Below are 3,615 nucleotides of genomic sequence, written 5' to 3'. Positions count from 1 at the left end.
TGCCCACCGCGGGCGGCGTGGGTCCACCACCCGGGTTGAGGCCCGGTCGCGGTGGCCCGCCGGCACCGACGGCTGGCTGAGTCGGCATGCCGTCCAGGTCCCGCAGCTGCATCTCCAGGTAGGCCCGCAGCCGAGTACGGTACTCCCGCTCGAACGCCCGAAGCTGCTCGACCTGGCCCTCGAGGCGACGCTTGTCGTCCTCCAAGCCGCCGAGCTGCTCGGCCACGTGCGCCCGGGCCTCACCAATGATGCGGTCCGCGTCCGCCCTCGCCTCGCGGCGGGCGCGTTCGGACTCCGCGCGCGCCTCGCGCAGCGCCTCGTCCGCCGTGCGCTGGGCCAGCACGAGGGTACGGGCGACCCGCTGCTCGATGTCGGCCTCCACCTGCGGGTTACCGCCGGCCCGGGCGGGCGGTCCGGAGGTACCCACCGCTGAGATCACCGTTGTGGGGGCGCCGCCCTGCTGCGGCCCCTGCGGCCCGGTGGGCTGCGGCTGCTGGCCCCGTTCCCGGGCGGCCTGGGCCTGCGCCTGGGCGATCTGACGACGCGCCTCGTCGAGCTGGCGGCGCAGGCCCTGGTTCTCCTCGAGGATCTGCGCGGGCACGCCCGGACCACCACCGCCGGAACGCCGGGCCTCGTCGAGCTGCCGGCGCAGGTCACTGTTCTCGTCCAGCAACCGCGTCAGCTCCGCCTCGACCTCGTCGAGGAAGGTGTCGACCTCATCCTCGTTGTAGCCCGTGCGAAACCTCGTCGGGCTGAAGACCTTGTTCTGAACGTCCTGTGGTGTCAGAGCCACGTCGCCTCCTCGTGCGGCATCGCCGCTCCCCGAAGAGAGGGCGGTCTGCGGGCAGTCTGCCGCGCCCGCGCTCGCGGTGTGCACAACAACCCCGTCACAGCCTCTGCGCATAGCTTCGAAGCACGATGATCACCAGGAAGAGCAGCAGGAACCCGAGGTCAAGCGCAACGCTACCCACTCGCAACGGCGGAAGAAATCGCCGGATGAATCGTAACGGAGGGTCAGTTGCCGTGTACACAATCTCGAAGACCAGTACCAGGGGGCCGGTCGGGCGGAACGATCGACTGAGGGCAAGAACCAGATCGATGATCCATCGCGCTATCAGGAGCAACAGATAGACCGTCAGCACCCAAAAGATCAAGCTACCTACTGTGCTGATGGCGCTCTCTCCTGAGGAACGGGGGGAACGTGATCACATTCCCTGGCTATGACTGGTTGTAGAACCCACCCTCGCGGATGCGTCGCTTGTCGGTCTCGGTGACCTCGACGTTGTGCGGCGAGAGCAGGAAGACCTTGTTGGTCACCTTCTCGAGGTCGCCCCGCAGCCCGAAGATCAGACCCGCGGCGAAGTCGACCAGCCGCTTGGCGTCGGCATCGTCCATGTCAGTGAGGTTCATGATAACGGGTGTCCCGTCCCTGAACTCCTCGCCGATCTGGCGCGCCTCATTGTAGCTGCGTGGCTGAAGCGTGGTGATCCGGTAGGGGTGCGGCTCCTCCACCGCGGCCACCCTGCGCATCGGCACGGGACCGGCGGGACGCAACGGTTCGACCGGTGGACGTCGCGGCATGGCGACCGGCTCCTCACGTGCGTCTATCCGACGGACCGTACGGTCCATCGGAACCGGTTCGTGCATAGCACGCCGATCGTCACGACCGACCGCACGACCGTCGTCATAGTCGTCGTCGAGATAGTCCTCATCCTCCTCGGCCAGACCGAGGTAGACCATCGCCCTGCGCCCGAGCCCCATGGGCGCGACTCTAAGGGACACCAGGCCGTTCACCGAACAAAGCGGTGCCGATCCGAAGGTGTGTCGCGCCTTCGACCACCGCGTCCTCAAGATCTCCCGACATGCCGGCACTGATGACGGTGGCCTGGGGATGCCCCACCTTCAGGCGTTCCGCCACCTCACGCAGTCGCGCGAATGCAGGTCGTGGCTTCCCTCCCCGGGGGGCGACAGCCATCACGCCTCGCAGAGCCAGTCCCGGCGCCTCCTCGACAAGATCGGCCAGGGCGGAAAGGCCGGCCGGATCGACCCCTCCGCGCCTCGAGCCGGCGATCGACGCACCGATCTTCCCATCGGAAGCACCAGGGAAGTCCAACGAGACCTGGAGACAGACCGACAGCGGGCGGCCGCGTTCCATCGCCAGCCGGGAGAGCACCGGCACCAGGCTCACCCGATCCACCGACTGCACCCAATCCGCCCAACGAAGAACGGATCTGGCCTTGTTGCGCTGCAGTTGTCCCACGAAATGCCAGATCGGATCGTCGGAACCGGAGGACGGGCCGTCACCGGTCCCCTTGGTCGGGACGTTCCGTTCCCCGCCGATCAGCCGGGTGACGAGACCCACCTTCGGCCCGGCCTCCTGCTCCCGGTTCTCGGCGAAGTGCCGCACCCCGAGCGTGTGCATCATCACAACATCCTGGGGTGGGTAGGTTTTACTGACCGCAATGAGGGTGAGGTGGTCCGGATCACGGCCCGCGGCCCGGGCCGCCCCCGCGACCCGAGCCCGAACCTCGGCCAGCCGCCGCGTCAACCGGTCCAGGCGCGCCGGATCGAGCTCGATCGGGCCGGGCCGGTGGATCATGGCGTCGGCCCGAGCCAGGCCAGACCGGCGAAGCGTCCCGTCCGACCCTCCCGGCGGTAGGAGTAGAGCTCCGGATCCTCGGCGGTACATCGAGCAGAAATTGTTATATCAGTCACACCGGCGACGGCGAGTTGACAACGGATACCGGCGCGCAGATCGATCGCCGCGGTGCCGACGCGGGTGGTGGCCGCACTCCCCGGCACCTGGGTCTCCACCTCGCAACGAAGATCCTCCGACACCTCGTAACAGCCGGCACAGATACATGGACCGATGGTGACACGGAGCTCGTCCCGGGCGGCGCCGAGCCGCTCGAGGGCCCCGAGAGTGGCATGTATCACGCCATTGGCCATCCCAACCCGGCCGGCGTGCGCCACTCCCACCACCGCGGGGGCCTCGAACAGCACCGGTGCGCAGTCGGCGACCATCACGGCGAGCGCGAGGCCGGGGACATCGGTCACCAGCGCGTCCGCCTGCGGAGGCGGCCCGTGCCGGCGCAACACGGCGACCTGCCTCCCATGCACCTGCCGCATGTACTGGACCGGCATCCGCAGCCGGTCGACGAGCCGGCGTCGGTTGACGGCGACGGCCTCGTCGGCATCCCCGACGTGGTCGCCCAGATTGAGTCCCTCGAACGGCGGGTCGCTGACCCCACCCGAGCGCGAGGTGACGAGAACCGGCATGCCGGAAGTCTGCCTGGCACCGGCTACTTGAGGAAGTCCGGCACGTCCAGCTCGTCGTCGTCGGCCACCGGCCGCACCGGCCGGCGAGGCGGGTAGGTCGGCCGGGGAGCAGTGCGCGGCGGCTCCGGGCGGTGCTGACCATAGGCTTGATCAACCGGTGGCTCCACCGGTTCACGGTTCGGCGGGGCGAGGCGGGACTCGATCGTCGGGATCACGGTCGATTCGGCCGTGGCGGCCGCGGCGGGTTCGTTCGAGGCCGGCGCCCCCGGCAGCGGTTCCGGGTGGTAATGACCGACGTTCGACGGCGCGATCGTCGGCGGGGGTGCCTGCAGGTAG

5 protein-coding genes and 1 pseudogene are annotated in these 3,615 nt (G+C 69.0%); all 6 read right to left on the bottom strand.

Annotated elements, in window-relative coordinates; all coding sequences use genetic code 11:
- Positions 1-793: DivIVA domain-containing protein (locus AC08OP_RS22590; protein ID WP_476616008.1), on the bottom strand; the 793-nt coding region annotated here is incomplete at its 3' end.
- 94 nt (positions 794-887) lie between these two features.
- On the bottom strand, positions 888-1,142 hold the full coding sequence (locus AC08OP_RS22585; protein WP_462188856.1) for a YggT family protein: 255 nt from the start codon (positions 1,140-1,142) through the stop codon (positions 888-890).
- A gap of 76 nt (positions 1,143-1,218) precedes the next feature.
- Positions 1,219-1,761 (bottom strand): cell division protein SepF, encoded by a 543-nt coding sequence (locus tag AC08OP_RS22580; RefSeq protein WP_476616009.1) that lies wholly within the window; start codon positions 1,759-1,761, stop codon positions 1,219-1,221.
- Positions 1,762-1,771: 10 nt separating this feature from the next.
- A complete protein-coding gene (locus AC08OP_RS22575) occupies positions 1,772-2,599 on the bottom strand; it encodes a YggS family pyridoxal phosphate enzyme (protein WP_476616007.1) in 828 nt (275 codons plus the stop codon).
- A complete protein-coding gene (gene pgeF / locus AC08OP_RS22570; protein ID WP_476616006.1) occupies positions 2,596-3,279 on the bottom strand; it encodes a peptidoglycan editing factor PgeF in 684 nt (227 codons plus the stop codon). The genes AC08OP_RS22575 and pgeF overlap by 4 nt, the downstream gene beginning before the upstream one ends.
- A gap of 23 nt (positions 3,280-3,302) precedes the next feature.
- Positions 3,303-3,615: pseudogene (locus AC08OP_RS22565) on the bottom strand (cell division protein FtsZ); the annotation flags it as partial.

The sequence above is a fragment of the Frankia sp. CeRuru1 genome, assembly GCF_977966315.1.
This window is presented reverse-complemented; position numbering and strand designations above follow the sequence as displayed.